This window comes from Tenacibaculum sp. Ill, from assembly GCF_051938915.1.
Classification (GTDB): Bacteria; Bacteroidota; Bacteroidia; order Flavobacteriales; family Flavobacteriaceae; genus Polaribacter; species Polaribacter larymnensis.
Window position 1 is genome coordinate 1,686,846 of sequence record NZ_JBPSCW010000002.1, and the last position, 18,568, is coordinate 1,705,413.

20 protein-coding genes are annotated in these 18,568 nt (G+C 29.5%); 2 read left to right on the forward strand and 18 right to left on the reverse strand.

The genetic code is table 11. The annotated features are described in order from the left end of the window. Positions 1 to 4: 4 nt before the first annotated feature. Together ACTPNM_RS07960 and tssD are read right to left on the reverse strand one after the other, a co-directional pair. Complete coding sequence (locus tag ACTPNM_RS07960; protein ID WP_440121277.1) at positions 5 to 1,225, reverse strand: hypothetical protein; 1,221 nt, start codon at positions 1,223 to 1,225, stop codon at positions 5 to 7. Position 1,226: 1 nt separating this feature from the next. Beyond that, positions 1,227 to 1,997 (reverse strand): type VI secretion system tube protein TssD, encoded by a 771-nt coding sequence (gene tssD, locus ACTPNM_RS07965; protein ID WP_440121278.1) that lies wholly within the window; start codon positions 1,995 to 1,997, stop codon positions 1,227 to 1,229. A gap of 353 nt (positions 1,998 to 2,350) precedes the next feature. Here tssD and ACTPNM_RS07970 point away from each other — a divergent pair, with 353 nt between their 5' ends. Next, positions 2,351 to 2,719, forward strand: a complete 369-nt coding sequence (locus ACTPNM_RS07970; RefSeq protein WP_121147479.1) for a cupin domain-containing protein — start codon at positions 2,351 to 2,353, stop codon at positions 2,717 to 2,719. Here ACTPNM_RS07970 and ACTPNM_RS07975 read toward each other — a convergent pair. Both ACTPNM_RS07975 and ACTPNM_RS07980 read right to left on the reverse strand, forming a co-directional pair. Beyond that, positions 2,687 to 3,376 (reverse strand): ZIP family metal transporter, encoded by a 690-nt coding sequence (locus ACTPNM_RS07975; RefSeq protein WP_274641244.1) that lies wholly within the window; start codon positions 3,374 to 3,376, stop codon positions 2,687 to 2,689. The two genes, ACTPNM_RS07970 and ACTPNM_RS07975, sit on opposite strands and share 33 nt — an antisense overlap. Beyond that, a complete protein-coding gene (locus ACTPNM_RS07980) occupies positions 3,373 to 4,101 on the reverse strand; it encodes a class I SAM-dependent methyltransferase (protein WP_440121279.1) in 729 nt (242 codons plus the stop codon). The genes ACTPNM_RS07975 and ACTPNM_RS07980 overlap by 4 nt, the downstream gene beginning before the upstream one ends. A gap of 113 nt (positions 4,102 to 4,214) precedes the next feature. Between ACTPNM_RS07980 and ACTPNM_RS07985 the strand changes: the two genes are divergently transcribed. Next, positions 4,215 to 5,396, forward strand: coding sequence for a THUMP domain-containing class I SAM-dependent RNA methyltransferase (locus ACTPNM_RS07985; protein ID WP_274641246.1), 1,182 nt, complete (start codon positions 4,215 to 4,217; stop codon positions 5,394 to 5,396). Positions 5,397 to 5,436: 40 nt separating this feature from the next. On the opposite strand, the gene ACTPNM_RS07990 is transcribed toward ACTPNM_RS07985, so the two are convergent. The 14 genes from ACTPNM_RS07990 to ACTPNM_RS08055 all read right to left on the reverse strand — a co-directional run bounded on the left by ACTPNM_RS07990 (position 5,437) and on the right by ACTPNM_RS08055 (position 18,558). Then, positions 5,437 to 6,873 (reverse strand): serine hydrolase, encoded by a 1,437-nt coding sequence (locus tag ACTPNM_RS07990; RefSeq protein ID WP_440121280.1) that lies wholly within the window; start codon positions 6,871 to 6,873, stop codon positions 5,437 to 5,439. Between the two features lie 90 nt (positions 6,874 to 6,963). Then, positions 6,964 to 8,265 carry a serine hydrolase gene (locus ACTPNM_RS07995; protein ID WP_440121281.1) on the reverse strand — a complete coding sequence of 434 codons (1,302 nt, stop codon included), beginning with the start codon at positions 8,263 to 8,265 and terminating at the stop codon, positions 6,964 to 6,966. 10 nt (positions 8,266 to 8,275) lie between these two features. After that, entirely contained in the window at positions 8,276 to 9,703 is a 1,428-nt protein-coding gene (locus tag ACTPNM_RS08000; RefSeq protein WP_440121282.1) for a serine hydrolase, read from the reverse strand. A gap of 1 nt (position 9,704) precedes the next feature. Next, positions 9,705 to 10,139: a MarR family winged helix-turn-helix transcriptional regulator gene (locus ACTPNM_RS08005; protein WP_274641250.1), complete on the reverse strand. Its 435-nt coding sequence runs from the start codon at positions 10,137 to 10,139 to the stop codon at positions 9,705 to 9,707. A gap of 67 nt (positions 10,140 to 10,206) precedes the next feature. After that, entirely contained in the window at positions 10,207 to 11,106 is a 900-nt protein-coding gene (locus ACTPNM_RS08010) for a sterol desaturase family protein (protein WP_440121283.1), read from the reverse strand. Between the two features lie 51 nt (positions 11,107 to 11,157). After that, entirely contained in the window at positions 11,158 to 11,733 is a 576-nt protein-coding gene (locus ACTPNM_RS08015) for a sigma-70 family RNA polymerase sigma factor (RefSeq protein ID WP_440121284.1), read from the reverse strand. 125 nt (positions 11,734 to 11,858) lie between these two features. Continuing rightward, positions 11,859 to 12,500 (reverse strand): LysE family translocator, encoded by a 642-nt coding sequence (locus ACTPNM_RS08020; protein ID WP_440121285.1) that lies wholly within the window; start codon positions 12,498 to 12,500, stop codon positions 11,859 to 11,861. A 107-nt stretch (positions 12,501 to 12,607) separates the two neighbouring features. Continuing rightward, positions 12,608 to 13,180 carry a Crp/Fnr family transcriptional regulator gene (locus ACTPNM_RS08025; RefSeq protein ID WP_440121286.1) on the reverse strand — a complete coding sequence of 191 codons (573 nt, stop codon included), beginning with the start codon at positions 13,178 to 13,180 and terminating at the stop codon, positions 12,608 to 12,610. A 145-nt stretch (positions 13,181 to 13,325) separates the two neighbouring features. Beyond that, the gene (locus ACTPNM_RS08030) at positions 13,326 to 13,598 is read right to left on the reverse strand and encodes a DUF4242 domain-containing protein (protein ID WP_440121287.1); all 273 of its coding nucleotides are present in this window, start codon (positions 13,596 to 13,598) and stop codon (positions 13,326 to 13,328) included. A gap of 245 nt (positions 13,599 to 13,843) precedes the next feature. Beyond that, positions 13,844 to 14,614 (reverse strand): pentapeptide repeat-containing protein, encoded by a 771-nt coding sequence (locus ACTPNM_RS08035; protein ID WP_274641260.1) that lies wholly within the window; start codon positions 14,612 to 14,614, stop codon positions 13,844 to 13,846. Between the two features lie 119 nt (positions 14,615 to 14,733). Further along, positions 14,734 to 15,006: an HU family DNA-binding protein gene (locus ACTPNM_RS08040; protein WP_099216100.1), complete on the reverse strand. Its 273-nt coding sequence runs from the start codon at positions 15,004 to 15,006 to the stop codon at positions 14,734 to 14,736. Positions 15,007 to 15,192: 186 nt separating this feature from the next. Continuing rightward, positions 15,193 to 16,137 (reverse strand): methionyl-tRNA formyltransferase, encoded by a 945-nt coding sequence (fmt, locus tag ACTPNM_RS08045; RefSeq protein WP_440121288.1) that lies wholly within the window; start codon positions 16,135 to 16,137, stop codon positions 15,193 to 15,195. Beyond that, positions 16,137 to 18,023, reverse strand: coding sequence for a RecQ family ATP-dependent DNA helicase (locus ACTPNM_RS08050; protein WP_440121289.1), 1,887 nt, complete (start codon positions 18,021 to 18,023; stop codon positions 16,137 to 16,139). Before ACTPNM_RS08050 ends, fmt begins: the two co-directional genes overlap by 1 nt. After that, on the reverse strand, positions 18,016 to 18,558 hold the full coding sequence (locus ACTPNM_RS08055; protein ID WP_274641263.1) for an ATP-binding protein: 543 nt from the start codon (positions 18,556 to 18,558) through the stop codon (positions 18,016 to 18,018). Before ACTPNM_RS08055 ends, ACTPNM_RS08050 begins: the two co-directional genes overlap by 8 nt. Between the last annotated feature and the right edge of the window lie 10 nt (positions 18,559 to 18,568).

The window sequence follows — 18,568 nt, forward strand, 5'->3', positions numbered from 1 at the left end:
ATAATTATTTTTTTTTGTTTCTTAATTGATATAGTTCAAGTTTCATTGGATAATTCTCTTTATAAATAACAATACTTTCTCTTAGCCATTGTTCAAATGTATTTCTACTTTGGAATAATACAACTCCACTTAATTGGTCAATAAATTCAAAACTAATATTATTACCTCTTTTATTCGCTACAATAGTAAACGAATGATAGTCTGCATTATAAGCCCCTATAAACACATAATAACCATCTTTGGGGCATTTACTTTTCATGTATTCCACAGGGCTTTCTTTAAACCTGCTTAGTTCTACATCTGTATTTCCTGCTGTACCATCATTATTAAGCACTTCTCTATCTTTAATATCAATTACGGTAAAAGTTTTTGATGGTTCTGCATAAGTTAATGAAGTTAATTTATCTCGTACACCATCTGTCGTTGCCTCCCCTGCCTTTTTAAAATCATTAGGTGTAACTCTATTTGCTGAGGGCAAATGATTTTGATCTTTTCCTAAATACAAATCAGTAGGATGGTTTAATAATCTGTACACAATATGCTTATGAGTATCGGTACAATGGTGATACTTATTTGCATCTCCTGGACCCTCTCTTTTTTCAAGGTTTTGTTTAGCATAGTCACGAATTTCTTGTATTTTCTCTAAAGAAAACTCCCATTCATTCGCAGCACTATGTATTATCTTAACTTGCCCACAAAACACATTCTTATACTTTCCTTCTATATCAAAATATTTCTTGTTGTCGTTAGCATAAAAATTGATGAAAAAAGTTCTTTCTGTTTCTGTGTTTATTTCAATATCTAACTCTATAAGTGTACTTTTTTTCTTGGTGTAGTCTACTAAAAAACTCTTATCGTCTGTTATTTTTATACTTTCCTTTTCAGTAAGCTCTTTCTCTCCTTTAGTCAATGCTATTTTAGGTTTAATATACCCATCATCATCATAAAACTGGTCTGTTGTACCATTTTTAACAGTGAATTTTAACGAAAGCTTTTTACTTTCGGTAGTAAACTCCATCAAAGTATATTTATCTCTAATTGATTTACTAATTTTATCAGATAATGTTACTTTTTCGTCCTTTTTGTACACTAAAGATGTTTCTTTTTTATCTTCATAGTCTGTTGGTTCAGCATCCAAGCTTACTATGGGAGTAAACTCCCACATTTCTAAAGGCTCTATAGAAAAAGTATTACTAGGGTTTCCGCATTCGGTTACAGTAGCCATATTATCCTTTTTTTAGGGGTTTTACAGTTAGTTTCTGAGTATCATTTGTTATTAGAATATCTTTTAAAATATTCTTTTCTAAAGGTTTTTTATTGTACTCAAAATTAAAGGGATATTTATTTAGGTCTATATCTACTTTTTTGTTTTTCATTTCTTTAGAAACAATTACTAACTCTACAAGTTGGTCGGGTTTTACTTTCTTAACCTTTTCTTTTGTTTCTACATCCTCAAAATAAAGATTTAAAACTTTTTTACTCCTAGTATTATCCTGTGCCTTATAAGGAGTTTCTTTTATAGGAGGTATAAAACTCTCTTGCCAAGGTTTTATATAACGAGTACGGCTTTTTCTTCTCCAATCGGTACTGTTTTTAAAAAAACGATAATCTTGCATCGTAGGTGATATGGTTAACGTAACATACATGCCTTCTTGATTATTAAAGACCTCATGATAGTTTATAAGTGTACCATCTTGAAAATTATATTGGAATAATTCTACTCCATCAAAATCGTCTTCGTAAAAAACCACTTTCCCATCTCTTAATAAATATAAGTTAGCAGGGTAATCTATTTTTTTGTTTTCTGCTCTGTCGGCAATCCCCCATTCGATAAAGGTATCATCATACATTTGAGATTCGTAAGTAACTGTAAAAGTTCCTCCCATTAAAGCTGAGGTTGGTTTACCATTCCAATCAGTGAGTCGGATATAATTTAAACTGGTAGAGATTAATTCTCGTTCTTCTCCACACACAAAAAGTTTAGCTTTTATGTTCATAGATATTTTTTGGGGGTACAACAATTTTTGAGTTTAAAGATAAAAAATATATCTAAAAATAAATAGGTAGTGCCTTGATTTTTAATATACTTACTGTAAAGTGCTGTCTTTTAAGAACAATCAATTATTTTTGTACGAAACTTGTGCGTGTATCAGTAATCTTGTGTACTTAAAGACTACTTATTATTTAGCCTATTTATATCAATTTTAAGTACTGTTTAGGTTATAACTGAAAAGAAATAATTTTAATTTTATTGCTGATTTAATGGTTAATAGTGTGCTACTGTTACATAAAGTTATAAAGAAGTTTTAGACTTAAATATTAAAAATTCGAAAGAAATAAGTAAAACGATATGAGTAAAAAATATACCATTCAAAAAAGTCCGTTTGTAGTACCAACTACCGACGGAAAATTAATCGAAGAACATTTTGGAAATGCTACTGATGGAAATTCAAAAGTAAGTATTGCACATATGATAGCTCCTCCAGGTTGGAGTGAACCTTTTCAAAAACCAGAATTTGAAGAATATACTTATATAATTAAAGGAAAAAAGCAATTTAATATTGATGGTGAAATTGTAGTGTTAGAAGCAGGACAATCTATCAAAATTGAAAAAAATACACGTATTCAATATTCCAATCCATTTACAGAACCTTGTGAGTATTTAGCAGTTTGTTTACCTGCTTTCTCAATGGGGTTGGTGCATAGAGAAGATAGTTAGTAATATTCCTAAAATAATAGCAGCAAACTTTTTGTAGTTGAATTTATGATTTTCAGTACTTTCAAAAAGAATAATGGTTGAAATGTGTAAAAATACTCCAACTATTAAAGCTGTAATTTCTGTATGATATTGTTCTATTAAAGGAACTTTGTTAGATACTAAAATACCTAAAGGACTCATTAATGCAAATACAGTTAAAAAGAAAAAGATTGTTTTCTTTGAATACTTTGTTTGTAGCAAAAAGGTGGTTAAAACTACTGCAATTGGAATTTTATGTACAATAATTGCCCATAATAAGTTATCATCTGCATGATGAATTGGTAATCCTTCTGAAAAAGCATGAATACATAAACTTACAAAAAGTAACCAAGGAAATTTAGACGAGTCAGAATGTAAGTGTATGTGCCCGTGTTCAGCTCCTTTTGAAAATGATTCTAATACCGATTGAATAATAATTCCTATTAAAATTAGAATACCTATTAATTTAGTATCATCGGTATGATGATATACTTCGGGTAATAAATGTAAAATAGTAACCGAAAGTAAATAAGCGCCACTAAAGGCTAATAATAAGCGAACGAAGGTGTTACTAGGTTTTAGTGTAAAAACGAATAAAACACCTACTAAAACAGAAATAATTAGCAATAAGTAACTCATTTAGCAACAATAATTAAGCGGTCAGAAGATTGTGAATTAAACTCATTAAGATTGTAATCGCCAAAAACATGTGTTACTTGTAAGCCGACACTATCAAAATATGATTGTAGTTTTTCTAAAGTTAAAAATTTTACACGTTCAGTATATGAATGTGATTTACCTTCAGCAGTAAAAGAAATATGTTTTAAGATAAATCCGTCTTTGATTTCTTTTTGAATATTGAATTCAATGCCATCAATAGTCTTTACTTCTTCTTTTACTAGTGTGTTTTTTACTTTTTCAACATTTAAAAAATCTAACACAAAAACACCGTTTTCTTTTAGTCCGTTTTTAATACTTCTTAAAACAGCAATGTCTTCGTTATCATCTTCAAAGTAACCAAAACTGGTAAAAAGATTAAATACAGCATCGTATTTACTTTCAATAGGCTTTCGCATGTCCCAAACTTCAAAATGAAGCGTGTCATTCTCAAATTGTTTGGCATGTTCAATACTGTTTTCACTTAAATCACCTCCCACAACATCATAACCCAACGAGTTTAAATACACTGCATGACGTCCTTTACCGCAAGGTAAATCAGCAATACGACTCAATTTAGGTAACTGTAAAAAAGAAGTAATGTTTCGCATAAAAAACTGAGCATCGGCATCGTTTCTATGCTTGTATAAAATATGATAGTATGGTGTATTAAACCACGAAGTAAACCAATCTGTTGTTGTATTCATAACTATAAAGGTCTGCAAAAATACGCAAAACTTACGTTTTTTATATTCAAAGTAGAAAAGATTCACAACAACCCAAAATTAGCTGTACTTTTGCAATGAAATTTTACAGTTACATGGAAAAAGATTTTAAAATGACTGCCATAACCATGGCAGGTTTAGAAGGAGTTTTAGCAGATGAATTACGACTGCTAGGAGCAATGGAAGTGAAGGAGGGAGTACGTAGTGTTACTTTTAGAGGAGATAAAGGTTTTATGTATAAAGCTAATATAGCTTTACGTACTGCTATTCGTATTTTAAAACCGATTAAACGTAGTAAAATTTTTGATGAAGAAGATTTATACGAAGCAATTCAACGTGTAAAATGGGAACGATTTTTAGATGTTGATGGAACATTTGCTATTGGCTCGGTAGTAAACTCAAAAAACTTTACTTCAAACTCGCACTATATTAGTTTGAAATCGAAGGATGCTATTGCAGATTATTTTATGCACAAGTATAAAAAGCGTCCGAATGTAGATTTAAAATATCCAGATGTAAAAGTTCATGTACATATTCATAAAGAATGGCTAACTATATCGTTAGATTCTTCTGGTGAATCGTTACACAAGCGTGGTTATAGAAGTGCAACAAACATTGCGCCGATTAATGAGGTATTGGCAGCAGGATTAATTTTGCTTTCAGGGTATAAAGGTGAAGAGAACTTTATAGACCCGATGTGTGGTTCAGGAACTATTTTGATTGAAGCAGCAATGATAGCGAATCAAATTCCTGCAAACATTAACCGAAAGCATTTTGCTTTTGAAAACTGGAAGGATTATGATGAAGATTTATATTTTGTTATTCAAGATTCGTTATTAAAGAAAATACGAAGTTCTCATTTTAAAATTATGGGATTTGATAAGGCTCCATCTGCAGTTAGAAAAGCACAACAGAATATTATCAATGCAAATTTGGAAGAGTTTATAGGAGTACATCACGTAAATTTCTTTAACTCTAAGAAAGAAGTATTTGGTAAAACTACAATCTTGTTCAATCCGCCTTATGGTGAACGTTTAAATATTGATGTAGAAGAGTTTTATACAAAAATAGGAGATACTTTAAAGAATAATTATCCAAACTCAACAGCGTGGTTAATCACATCGGATATTCAAGCTTTAAAGCATGTAGGTTTACGAACGTCGAAAAGGATTCCGCTTAAAAATGCTGATTTAGATTGTCGTTTTGTAAAATACGAACTCTACGAAGGAAGTAAAAAAGCAAAGAAGAATACTTCATTTAACGATGAAGAAGAATAAAAATAAAAACTCCGCTTTTTTAGCGGAGTTTTTGTTAGTGCTAATTATTCATAGCCAATAATTCGCGTAACTTCTCCTTTCCATTTAAGTTTTCAGGGTTTATTTCTAAACTCTTTTGATAATTTTTTATAGCTTTTTTTATCTGTCCATCTTTCATGTAGGCTTCCCCTAAAGAATCGTAAGCATTGTATGATTCAGGGTGGGATAGTATTTCAAGAGTAAATAAATTGATTGCTTTTTTATAAAAACCTTTTTTTATCATTTCGTAACCTTTCGTATTTAAGTCAATTTCTGAAATTTTAAACTTTGATTTTCGGATTAAAGCTTTTGCTTGTTCAATGTCTTCATTTAAACAGGTTTTTATGACTTCTTTGGTAAAAAAGTAATTGTTTAGTTTAGGGCTATTTCCAGAAATAGTTTTTTGAATAAAATAACGAGCATCTAAAAAACCTTTATCAGCGTCTTTGTTTGTTAGAATTATTATTGAGTATCCTTTTTGCTTATAAACACGCCATTCGTTACCTACACCATAATGCCCTCCAGTATGTCCATATATAGTGCCTTTTTCTGGATTAGAGAATTGCATGCCATAACCATAATAACTGTCTTTTTTTAAAGGAGTAGTGAATAGTTTAGTATATTCTTTGTTAAGTAGTTTATAGTTCTGTATAGCTTGGGAGAATTTATAAAGATCGTCTAAAGTAGTATACCCACCTCCGTGAGCACCGCCTCTTACAGGATACGTATGAATATTTATTTTAAGCTTATTCGGGTGGACTTCAGAAGTTGTATAACCCTCTGCGGCATTGTCAATAGGATGATCTAAGTCATAGTTTCCTGTATTTTTCATCGAAGCAATCGAGTAAATATTACTTTCTAAATAATTATTATATTCTGTATCAGATACAGCTTCAATTATTTTACCTAGTATTAAGTAATTGGTATTACGGTATGAAAATATTTTACCTGGTTTTGATTCCATTGGTTCATTCTCATAAAGAGAACTAAAGTCATTTGTATATCTAAATAAATCTTTAGATCCTTTTATAAAAGGTTCTCTAGCGAAAAAATGAGGTAGTCCACTAGTATGTGTTAAAAGATGAGCTATTGTTACAGAGTCTCTAACAGTTTTATTAGGGTAATTAGGAAGAAACTTTCCTATATTGTCTTGAAGTGATAGTTTTCCTTTTTGTATTAACTGTAATATAGCTACAGCAGTAAATGATTTACCAATTGAACCTTGATTGAATTTTGTATCTGTTCTATTTTTAACTTTATGGCCTAAATGAGCAAATCCATAAGCTTTCTTGAATAAGATGTTGTCATTTTTAGCAATTAAAACTGCTCCACTGAATCCATCTAAAGAGTCTAAGTAATTAGCAATTTTATCTACATAAGAATCTCTAATAGATGTAAGTTTCTTATTTGTACAAGAAAGTATGATTATAAGTAAAAGGGAATAAGTTGTTTTTTTCATTTTTAGGGCTTACGTTTTTTATCCATATTCTTAAAGAGCTAAAACAACTCTTTAAAATAATATTTAAGACTTGGGTAGAGTACTATTTAATTAACTAGTTTTCTTTTTAATTTCAGCGACTCCAGCTTTTCTAACTATAATTTTGGTGACTTTACCTTTTTTGTTTTTAATAAATTCAATAGTCTTATTTTTTTTAGTAATAAAAAACTTGACATCAGATTCAGGTAATAATTCAGTATCGTAATTAGAGTAGTATAGTTTTTTATTCCTTTTAAGAATTGTAACATTTTCATAGCTACCAACATACTCGTTATATAATGCAGGATTTATTTTGATTTGTAGATGTTTATATGGAAGCTCAACAGGCTTATTGAAAATAATAGCAGCAAGTCCGTAAGCAATTAGATATGAAGGAGATTGATTATTGGATAAAATGGTAATAAAAATGTTATCATTGGTAAATTTATTAAACGAAGTCATGGCTCCATAAAATCCTCCATCATGAGCTATTAATTCATGGTTTTGATTATAGAAGGGATTTATCATTAGACCAAACCCAAACTTTTGGTCATTGTACGATGTAAACATTTTCTTTTTAGAGGTTTCGTTTAGTAAAATAGTACTGTCAAATAGAGCCTTATTCCAGAGATATAAATCTTCTACAGTGGAATAAATTCCATCATGACCAATATTAAAATTCCAGTTTATATAAGGTTTTTTTATAAGCGTACCTTCTTTTTGGTAATAGGTTTTTGCATATTTAGGAACTATAGAATCGTTGTTACTAATTCCTGTATTATACATTTTAGCTTTATCAAATAGATTTACTTTAAGATATGCTACATAGGATTGATTAGAAATTTTTTCAATAATACGTGCAAGTAAATAATACCCAATATTACTGTATGCTGTATTTGAACCTGGTTTAAACAACAAAGGTTTTTGCATAATATAATTTGCTACAGAATCTTTATCTAATGATGTTTTTGTAAGATATAACTCATCATAATCCATTTGGAGTCCAGCATTATGTGTCAACATCATTTTAATTGTTATTTGGTCTCCTTTAGGAAAGTTTGGATAATACTTAGTAAGTTTATCATCTAATGAGACCTTTTCTTTTTCTATTAACTGCATGATAGCAACAGCTGTAAATTGTTTTGATACTGAAGCTAAACTAAACTTTGTATCAATTGTATTAGGAACTTTCCATTCATAATCAGCAGTTCCATACGCTTTTTTTAATAAGATGGAGTCATTTTTAGTTACTAATACTGTTCCTGAAAAATGATTAATACTTGCTTGGGCATCCATGTAACTTTCTAATGTTGTCTCTTGTTGAGCAAAAGCTAACGATGTAATGAATATGAGTAGAATAGTGTAGTATTTCATTTAATTACAATTAAATAGATTTTAATTCTTTTAGTTTCTCTACAGCATTTGTATTATCAGGATTAAACTCGAGGCTTTTTTGATAATTTTTGATAGCTTTTTTTATCTGTCCGTCTTTCATGTAGGCTTCTCCTAAAGAATCGTATGCATCATAAGACTCAGGGAAAGAGAATACTTCAAGCATAAATAAATCAATAGCATTTTTATAAAAGCCTCTTTTTATCATTTCATAGCCTTTAGCGTTTAAGTTTATTTCAGAAAGTTTGAATTTTGAGTTTTTAATTTCTGTTTTAGCTTCTTCAATACTGTTATTCAAACAAGTTTTAATTATCTTTTTAGTAAAAAAGTAGTTGTCTAGCTTTGGAGTTGTGCCTGAGATTGTTTTTTCTATAAAAAAACGAGCGTCAAAAAAGCCTTGATCTAGATCTTTATTAGTTAAAAGTATTACGATGTAATTTTGTTTTTCAAAAACTCGCCATTCAGCACCAGTACCGAAATGTCCTCCGCTATGACCATAAATTCCTGAACCTTTAGCTCCTGCAAACTGCATTCCGTACCCATACCAATCATTTTTTGGTTCTTTTTTCATAAGGTCGGTATAGGTTTTGTTTAAAAGCTTATTGTTTTTAAAAGCTACTGTAAAATTATATAAGTCATCTACGTTTGTGTATCCACCTCCAGCTGGAGTACCTTTTACACCACCCATATAAATTGTTTTTTGTAATTGGTTCGGATAAATATTTGATAGGGTATAGTTTTCTGAAGTATTTTCAATAGTATGATCAATATCAAAATTACCCGTATTCAGCATATTTGCTACAGAAAATATATGCTTTTGTATGTATTCATTATAAGGCACTTTTGTGATAGCTTCTATAATTCTGCCCAGCACAATGTAGTTGGTGTTTCTATATGCAAATTGTTTGTTAGGTTTGAATTCTAAAGGTTCATTCTCATACAGGTGTGTAAGTTGCTCCATAGTTCTATACTGATCTTTAGAGGCATTCAAGAACTCTTTTGAATGAAAGTAATTTGGGAGACCGCTTCTGTGTTTTAGTAATAATTCTATAGTAACAGAATCTCTTGTTTCTTTGTTCTTATAGTTAGGAAGAAATTTCCCGATAGGATCTTTTAGTGATAATCTTCCTTCTTGTACTAGTTTTAGTATAGCAACAGCAGTAAAAGATTTGCCTATAGATGCGTACGAAAATTTAGTTTCTGTATTGTTTTTTATTTTGTGTCCCAGATGAGCAAACCCATATGCTTTCTTGAATAATATGCTGTCATTTTTAGCAATTAAAACAGCACCACTAAATCCATCTAAAGAGTCTAAGTAATTAGCAATTTGATTTATTTTTTGATTTTTAATAAGAGTGGATTTCTTCTTTGTGCAAGAAAAAGTAATTGTAAGTACAAGTAAATAGATTAATCTCTTCATTTTAAGAATTGCAATTTTTAGTTATTTTTTTTAAAGTTTTGTATAACTGTTCTAATTCTTTATTAGATACATTATTTAAGGCAGTTTGTCTGTTTTTTTGTATTACTGGCTTTAGTTTTTTTATAATTTCTTTTCCATTATCTGTAATTTCTAACTTAGCTTTTCGCTTGTCTTTTCTATCCGTTGTTTTAATTAAATAGTTTTTAGATATCATTAGTTTCACTATACGTGTCATAGAGGCATAGTCTTTAAAAACTAAATCGGCAATTTCTGTTTGAGTTTTATTATTATTTTCAAGCATTAATAAAATTAGAGCCTGATCTACAGTTATATCAGGAACAATTTGGGCAATATTATGTTGACTGAGCTTACGATATGCCTTTATAGTTTCTTCGATAGAATATAAAACAGTAGTTGTAGGTGTATTAAAATTCATTTTATTTGATATATCAAGCAAAAATAAAAATATATTTGATATATCAAATATATTGTGTTGTGATTTTTTATTTACAACATTCTTTTAAAGTTGTTATGGGAAATACTAATTGCTTATAATATGCAAAAGGTTCTGGGTAATTAATTTTAGAACTTTTCATAACTCCTACTTCTTTAACTGCTCCCTTTCGGTTGTAATAGGTACCAAATAGCAAGTCCCAGAAAGGAAAAACATTGCTAAAGTTTTTAGCCTCTTCCATATCAGTACTGTGATGAAAATGGTGGATCTGTGGTGTAACAATAAGATAATCCCAAAAACTTTTTCTTGTTTGAATGTTGGCATGAGAAATATAGGCAATAACAGTATGTGTAATTCCTACTAAAAAAATAATCTCTTTACTGAATCCTAAAAGTAGAATAGGAGCCATCTTTAAAAATGTGTTTAAAAACATATTAAGAGGATGAATCCAATTTGTTTTAAACCAATTTAAACTTGTTGGTAAATGATGGATTGAATGAATTTTCCAGAGTAAGAGACTTAAATATGATTTAGAGTTACCTTTATGACTAATGCGATGGTATAAATACGGAAGAAGTTCACCAATTAAATTAGCGATAATATAACAGAACCAAAAAGGGAGTGTATCCCAGAAGTTGAATAGAGTAAAACTATTTTCTCGAGCATAAATGGTTATTGATAGGGCGAGTGTTTTTCCAAAAGCATCAAATAAAGCTGTAGAGAAAATTAAATGCTTAATATCTGCCCAAAGTGAGTTTTTTTGAGGTGTCCATTTTCTTTTTAACGGAATAACACGTTCTAAAACTAAAATATATAAGAGTGTAAAGCAGAAAATAGCATAAGAGGAAATTTCAAAGTTCCATTTATTTATTAGAGTTAAATAACTAAATATAGCAGTTGATAATAATAAGAAAGGGACAGCTAGTAAAGATGTTTTTTTATGTATCATATGTTTTTACTTTCCCTTGTAGTCGTCAACAGGAAGTAAAAAGATGCAAGATTATGGCATAAAGTTTATTCTTTTCATTTCATTTTTTAATTCTTGTGGGAGTTCACAGTTTTTCTTTAGTGTAAAATCAGTTATTTGACCTTTATTATTATAAGAAAAATCAACACATTCAATAGCTAATTCTTTTAGCTTTTTACGCCCTCTTTGTATTCTAGACTTTGTTGCTGTTAAGCTTAGGTTTAGAGTGTCAGCAATTTCTTGTTGAGGTTTTTGTTCGATATCACTTAAATAAAGAGGTTCACTATATTTTTTAGGAAGGTATTGTTGAATAATAAAAGAAGATAAGTCACAAACACAAGGATCAAAATTTATATTTGTTTCAGGCTGATTCATTACAATTTTATCTTGTTTTACTTGCTTTCTGTAGTAATCAGCAATTGTGTTTCTGGTAACTTGAAAAAGCCAATTCTTATAATTTTTTATTTCTATTTCTTTAGCCAAACTCTTATATAGTTTTAAACTAACTTCCTGTAGAATATCATCTGCAATATGTTTGTCATTAACTTTAGTATTAATAAAATTTAGTAAATGATCTTTATGAGTATCCCAAACTTTGTTGAATGTCATTATTCTTTGCTATAATGATTAAAGTAGTTGTTGCTTATATAAAAACAGGTTACAATTCAAATTAGGTTTTAAAGGTAAAAAAAGTTTATGATTTAATACTATCAATAAATAAGAGGATAAATGTATTACTTGGTAAAAAAGAAAAGAGAAAAAAGTCCTATTCCAATATAAATAATACCTACAATGTAATTAAGAATTTTAAAATTTGTAAATTTTGTTTTTAAATAGTTACCTAGTTTATTAGAAAGAAAAACAAAAATAAATCCCCAAGTAACTGCAATTACAATAAACAACAAACCCAAAAATAGTATTTGAGAGGCCTCATTTCTTTTGGAGATATTTACAAATTGCGGTAAAAAGACAACAAAAAATAAAATAGATTTAGGGTTTAAAGCACTTACTATTACTCCACTCCAAAAATCATTAGAAATAGCACTTTTTATTATCAATGTGTTTTTAGAATTACTATTATAAGTAGAATAGAAAGTTTTAACTCCTAAGAAAATTAAATATAAAGCCCCTCCATATGTTATGATGGTAAAAGCTATACTAGAACTTAATAGGACAGTTGAGAAACTAAAAGCTACTGTAACAATATGTAATAATGTACCTACTTCAATGCCTAAAACCGAAAGTATACCAGCTTTATAGCCTTTTTCAGTTGTTTTGGTAAAGATGTAAAGAAAAGCAGGTCCAGGCGTAATTACAAGTATTATAGAACTTAGGCTAAATAGAAAGATGCTGGTAATATCTGGTAAGGTTATCATATTTTATTAAAGTTAATTTCTATGATTATATCATAGAATATATATATCAAAAGTATGCTGTACCTGATATATAAACCTTAATGTAGATTAAGGTCTTTAAAATAATATTATTTATCCTTACGAAGTGAGCTCAAAAACTCTGGACTTACTGCTAAATAAGAAGCTATTTGTCGTTGTGTTAACCGTGGTTCAATATTAGGGTAATCTTGTAAAAAATCGTTATACCTTTCTTTTGCCGAACAAGCTAAATTTTGTTTAATCCTTCTTTCTTGTTTAAACAAGAAGTCATTAGCAATTAAACGGAAGTAACGTTCAAATTTTGGTATCTCTGTAAAAAGAGATTCGATGTTTGTTCTTTGTATTTGAATTATTTCCGAGTCTTCTATTGCTTCAATATTAAAAATAGCAGAAGTTTGTGACCAAAAACTTTTCTGGTCAGTAATCCATTGATTTTCTACAGCAAATTCAAAAATACGTTCTTTGCCTTCTGAGTTGATATAGTATTTTTTTAGACATCCTTTTCTTATATAATAATAGTTATTACAAATTCTACCAGAATGTTGAATAAGCTCTTTTCGGCTAACTTTTTTTAAATATAATAAGGAAATGAAGTAATTTATCTCTTCTTCTTTTAATTCAATAAGCTGTTGAATGTTTTTTAGTAATAGATTGTAGTCCATTTATTTAAATACTGTTAGAGTAGTTGGTTGTTTATGAAAAACTCTAAATGAAGTTATTGGGTTTAGTTTTTTGAGTAAAACTAAACTTTAAAAACAAACCTCACAAGAATTCTTACGAGGTTTGTTTTTAGTGTTTTAATAATGATTACTCGGCAGTAATAGGGTCAATAATAGTTGAAATTTGATTGATTTTGTTTGCAGGAAAGCCTCCTTTTTCTGCATGTTTAAGAATCATCTCCTTATCAGGAGCATTGTAGATACAATATATTTTGTCTTCTGCTACATAACTATGAACCCATTGTATTTTAGGTCCTAACTCATCTAAAACCCCACAAGAATTCTGTGAAATTTCTTTTAGTTGCTCAGGGGTTAGTTCGCTAGCTCCTGCGAGCTCTCGTTCAATAACATATTTAGGCATGACATTAAATTTAATTCCTACTCGTTTGGTTTTTCGGATTTACCCCGTTTTTGAATGGTTTCTGGACTCCATTAGTAGTTGTAGGTTTGAGGGTAAGAAGTTGTATACTAAGTTAGTGCAATTAATAATAAGAGTCAACCTAAATTTTAAAGAGCAAAAAACTCGTAATATCTATTACGAGTTTTTTGCTCTTTAGTTTAAGTATATTTTTTAAACTCCTTATATATAGGAGGATAGAATAAAGTTTATCTTTTCATTAAATACTTATTAAAACTTTTTCCATTTATTTTAGTGTATTTTGAGTCTATATCAAAAGCTACTTCCATTCCTGTAATATCAAATTCACCAGATACTTTGGTATATTTAATATTTAAGTCTTCTTCAAATTTTACATTTCTAAATGATACCCCGTCTTTAAACTCAGTATATTTAAAAATAGCACTCTCATTAAAAATAGAGTTTTTAAAGCTTACAAAACGTTTAAAATCTGCATATTTAAAAGTAGCTGGTTCTTCAAAAGAAGTATTTTCAAAAGTAATATCTCTATCAAATTTTGCATATTTAAAGGTAGAGTCTCCTTTAAACTTAGTATTAGAAAAATTAGTGTTTCTTTCAAAATCAGAGTATTTAAACATAGCTTTTTGTTCAAAAGTACAGTCTTTAAATACAACCACATCTTCAAAGTTAGCTACAAAGGTATATCCGCTTTTTTCATGAGGAATGTAAGCTAATACATCATCATCAAAAACACAATTAACAAAAGAAACTTTATTGGTAATTTGTTTTTCAATGGTATTAGATCCACCATTGTTCCACCAACTTTTTCTTTTAGGTAATTTAGGTAAGGCTTCATCCATAAAAGTAAAGTCTAATGTACCTTTAATAGTGGCATTAGAAATTTCTACCGCTTTCCCGTTTTTAACATCTTTCATAATATCTGATGCATTGAAGGTTCTTTGGGCAAAAGTTGTAGAAAAGCAAAATAAAAGTCCGATGACAGTAACTATATTTTTCATTTTAAAAGGTTTTAAGTTCTATATAATAGACAACCAGTATTTATTTTTTGTGACACTTTGATAAAAAAAACAGCATTTAGTTGCCTAAATGCTGTTTGTAATATGTTTCGTGGAAAATATTAGTTTACTGAATTGCTTAAACCAGCACCAGCTTTAAACTTAACTACATTTTTAGCAGCAATCTTAATTTCTTTTCCTGTTTGAGGGTTTCTACCAGTTCTAGCAGCTCTCTTAGAAACAGACCAAGTTCCCCATCCAACTAAAGCAACTTTATCACCTTTCTTTAAAGTTTTTGTTACGTTATCAGTTAAAGAGTCTAATGCAGCTTTAGCAGCAGCTTTTGAAATTCCTGCATCAGCAGCCATCGCATCGATTAAATCTGATTTGTTCATAATTTAAATAGATTTTAAAATTAATTAATGTTTTTTTGCTTCAATAGCTCAACAAATATAGACGGAATGCGGGATTGTGCAAGATTTGACTTAAAAAAAATACTGTTTTGTTAATAAGTTGCCCTTAATTGTTAATAACCACTGGCCGTTTTTTGTTAAAAACGTTAAAACCCTATAAATAAAGGGCTACAGCACTTTTGCCTCTTTGTTAAACTGATAACCGTTTAATAAACTTTGAGCATCCATTAATTTTTTACCAGAAATTTTAATTTGATGAATATTTAAGTAACCATCTGTTACAGCTACTTTTAGTTCTTTTTTAGAAGTAACAATGGTACCAATATCAAGATTATGTGAAGAAAGCTCTTTGCTAACTCCATATATTTTAGCTGAAAGTTCATCCTCTCCGTTAACTATAGTAGTCCAAGCAGCAGGATATGGATTTAATCCGCGAATATGATTGTAAATATCATTTAAAGATTTAGACCAATCTACTTTACAATTATGTGGATATAATTTTGGTGCAGATTTTTCTTCTAATTCAGGTTGTTTAGTAGTTGTTACATCACCTTTAGCTATTAAGTCTAAAGTTTCAGCAACGAGTTTAGCCCCTAAATGCATTAATCTGTCGTGTAATTCACCAACAATTTCATCTTCTTTAATTGTTATTTCACTTTGCAGAATAATTTCACCAGTATCAATTTTATCATCGATAAAGAAAGTAGTAACACCCGTTTTTGTTTCACCATTTATAATAGCCCAATTAATAGGAGCAGCACCACGATATTCTGGTAGCAATGAAGCATGTAAATTAAAGGTGCCAAATTCTGGCATTGCCCAAACTGACTTTGGCAACATTCTAAAAGCTACAACTACTTGTAAATTAGCATTCCACTTTTTTAAATCTTCTTGAAATTCTTCACTCTTTAAGTTTTTAGGTTGAAGGATAGGCAAGTTTTGAGATAAAGCATATTTTTTTACAGCTGATTGATTAAGCTTACGACCTCTACCAGCAGGTTTATCGGCTGCTGTGATAACACCAACTACATTATAATCATTCTCTACTAAATGCTGTAAAATAGTAGCAGCAAAATCAGGAGTTCCCATAAAAACGATGCGTAAATCTCTCATTATTTTAAAAAGTATTTATTGTTTTTTGTGTGTATTTTTTCTTCGGAAAGAAGCTCTCGCAAAAGTATTAAAATGTTCGCTTCTTTTTCATTTAATAGCGAGCAGATTTCAGTAACTGTATAGGTTTTTCCTTTTTGTAAGTTAGAAAGAATATCTTTTTGATTGATACTAGTTTTATTTTTTTTCTGTAAACAAACATCACAAATTCCACAGTTTTGAGAGTGATGTTCATCAAAGTAGGAGAGTAGTTGTACACTTCTACAAACTGAATTATTTTCTATGAACTGAAGTAAATCTCTATTTTTCTTTTTTTTCTGTTTAATATATTGTTTGATATTTACCGAAATTCGGTTGATGGTTTTATCATCTTCTCTGGGTTGTAAAAAGAAAAGTTCAGCATTATTAGTAGCTTTAGTATAGGAGATTAGTTCTTTTTGAGCTAACCTTTCCAATGTATCAATTACAAACCATGAAGTAGTTTCTAACTTTTTAGCAATATAAAACTCATCAATTTTTACAGGAGTTTCAAAAATACCACCATACATACGTAACATTTGTTGAATAAAATTTTTAATCTGGGTGTTTTGATTTGTATGTGATATAACTTGTTTACTTGAAGCTAAAAATTGAACAGTAGATTTTTGTTGAAAACTATGGTTTAATTCTATGACTCCATTATTATTAAGTATTTGAAGTGCATTAAATGTTTTGTTAGGTATGAAATTGTATTTACTACAAAAGCCTAAAAAATTAAAATCAAAAGCAGTTTCTATTAATTCTCCTTTTGTAATCTGAAAATGCTGATATAGTTTTTGATGAATAATTTTTATTTCTTCAATAGTTGGTAATGATTTTTCAAGTAATTCATTACTTAAAGAAATATCACTATTGTTTGTTAATACTACAGAGAAAGATTTTATTCCATCACGACCTCCACGACCTGCTTCTTGGATATAATTTTCTATAGAAGAAGGTAAGTTAATATGTACAACCACTCTAACATTGGGTTTGTCTATTCCCATTCCAAAGGCATTCGTGGCAACAATAATTGGAGTTTTTTCAGACATCCAATTATCAAAAGCTATTTTTTTCTCTACAGAAGATAAACCACCATGGTAAAAAGAACTCTTAAAGCCTTGTGCATTTAAATAACTACTAATTTCTTTTGTCTTACTACGAGTATTTACATATACAATTGCAGGAGCTTTTGTTTTGGTGAAAATCTGATTGAGTTTACCAAGTTTATCTTCAGTTTTAAAAATTTGGTAGGCTAAATTTTCTCTAAAAAAAGATTTTTTAAATACAGTAGGGTTTTCTAATTCAAGAGAAGAAATAATATCTGAAATTACTTTTTGAGTTGCTGTAGCAGTTAAAGCAATTATTGGAGAAGTAGGTTGTAGTTCCTTTAAAATGGTAATGTTTTGATAAGATGGACGAAAATCATGCCCCCATTCAGAAATACAATGTGCTTCATCAATAGCAATTAAATTTACATTTAGTTGTTTTATTTTTTCTTGAATAAAACGAGATTGTAATCGTTCAGGAGAAATGTATAAAAACTTAGTGTTTCCAAATCGAATATTATCAAATAATGTAATAATCTCATCTTGTGTGCTTCCTGAAGGTATTAAAGTTGCTTTTATACCTTTATCAATAAGGTTAGAAACTTGATCTTGCATTAAGGCAATTAAAGGAGAAACTACTATACAAACTCCTTCTTTAACCAATGTAGGTACTTGAAAGCAGATAGATTTTCCGCCTCCTGTAGGAAGTAAAGAAACAACATTGTTTCCTGCTAATACTTCAGTAATTATTTCTTGTTGCGGTTTTCTAAAAGAAGTATAACCCCAATAATGTTTTAATATTTGTAGAGATTCATCATACATCGTGTTTTAACGAATGTAAAATAAAGTCACAGCGCTCATGTATCGACCCAAAAGGAACGTCAATAATATTATAGCCTACTTCCTCGTAAGCCTCTTTTAAAAAGGTATCTATTTTTACTGACTGTTCGAAAGTCTCGTAACGTTCATTATCAGATCTATATATGGCTTCCCAAGGGGCACACATAAAAACTTTACTATATAAATACTTATTACTTTTTTCAATAAAAATATCTGGGTAGTCAGATCCTAAATAATTCATATAAGCATGTACATCAGGAATTCCTCTATCAAAAAAGATAATCTCAGCATCGCTTTGATGAGCATCTATGTACTGTTGTTCCCTTCCTTCTAATAATAGTTGGCTAAATAATAAAGGTTGCTCTAAAAAAAGTTGGTCAATCCCATCTTTTTGAGCTTTTAGTGTAACCTCTCTTGAAATCTCTGGCATACATTCATATCCACGTCTAATAAATTCTCTTAAAATAGAGGATTTACCCGTACCAGGACCACCTATTAAAACTATTTTTTGTTGCATGGGGCAAAAA